Origin of the sequence: Streptomyces sp. NPDC059900 (assembly GCF_050270335.1) — a bacterium.
Lineage (GTDB): Bacteria > Actinomycetota > Actinomycetes > Streptomycetales > Streptomycetaceae > Streptomyces.
This window is the reverse complement of sequence record NZ_JBNNJZ010001137.1, coordinates 1-1,179: the sequence shown is the minus strand read 5'-3', so window position 1 is coordinate 1,179 and position 1,179 is coordinate 1. Positions and strand designations below refer to the sequence as shown.

Below are 1,179 nucleotides of genomic sequence, written 5' to 3'. Positions count from 1 at the left end.
TCCTGTACGCGCTCTACGTCAGCCTCTTCAACTGGGGCGGATTCGGCTCCCCCACGGACTACACGGGACTGGACAACTACAGCCGCCTGGCCAAGGACCCGGTCTTCCTCGGCGACCTGTGGCGCGGCCTGCTCCTCGTCGGCTTCTCGGTGCTCGTGCAGCTGCCGTTCGCGCTGGCCATGGCGGTCCTGCTCAACCAGAAGCTGCGCGGCCGGGCCGTCTACCGGATGCTGTTCTTCGCCCCGTACGTGCTGTCCGAGGTGATCACCGGCGTCCTGTTCTCCATGATCTTCGCGCCGGACGCCGGGCTCGCCGACAAAACGCTCGGCGCAATCGGCCTCGACGGGCTCGGCGGGCTGTGGTTCGCCGACCAGTCGACGGTCATGCCGACCCTGTTCCTCGTGATGACCTGGAAGTACTTCGGCTTCCACATGATGCTCTACCTGGCAGGCCTCCAAAGCATCCCCGCCGAACTGCACGAGGCCGCCCGCATCGACGGCGCCGGCGCCTGGCAGCGCTTCCGCTACATCACCCTGCCCCTGCTGGGACCGACCCTCCGCATCAGCGCGTTCCTGTCCGTCATCGGCGCCATCCAGCTGTTCGACCTGGTGTGGGTGATCTCGCAGGGCGGCCCAGACCACGCCTCGGAAACGATGGCCATCACCCTGTTCCAGTTCGGGTTCAAGCGCTACGAGATCGGCTACGCCAGCGCGATCAGCATCGCGCTGTTCCTCATCAGCCTCGTCTTCGCCCTCGCCTACCAGCGCTTCGTGCTGCGTCGGGACACCGAAGGAGCCCTCACCAACATGCGAGCCACCCGATGACCGCGCCCGGCGTCCCAGGGCGCCGCCGCTTCGGCAAGGCGCCCCTGTACGTGATCGTGTGGCTGGTCGGCATCGGCATGGTGACCCCGCTGCTGTACGCCCTGGTATCCGGCTTCAAGTCCACCGACCAGCTCTCCAGCAACCCCTTCGGCCTGCCCTCGCCCTGGGTGACCACCAACTACACCGACATCCTCGCCTCGGGCCCCTTCTGGCGGATGCTCGGCGCCTCCACCCTGGTCGCCGTCGGGACAACCCTGCTGACGGTAGGGGCGGCGGCCCTCGCCGCATTCTCCCTGGCCCGGTTCGCCTACCGCGGGCGCGAAGTGCTCTAAACTCTCTTAACGATGGGGCAGAA

Annotated in this window: 1 protein-coding gene and 1 pseudogene; both read left to right on the top strand. The window is 67.2% G+C overall.

Annotated features, from left to right (window positions below; all coding sequences use genetic code 11):
* A partial coding sequence (locus ACQKIP_RS47885; protein WP_427745918.1) for a carbohydrate ABC transporter permease occupies positions 1-824 on the top strand: 824 nt, incomplete at its 5' end.
* Positions 821-1,153, top strand: a pseudogene (locus tag ACQKIP_RS47880) (carbohydrate ABC transporter permease); the annotation flags it as partial. The gene ACQKIP_RS47885 and the pseudogene ACQKIP_RS47880, both read left to right, overlap by 4 nt.
* Between the last annotated feature and the right edge of the window lie 26 nt (positions 1,154-1,179).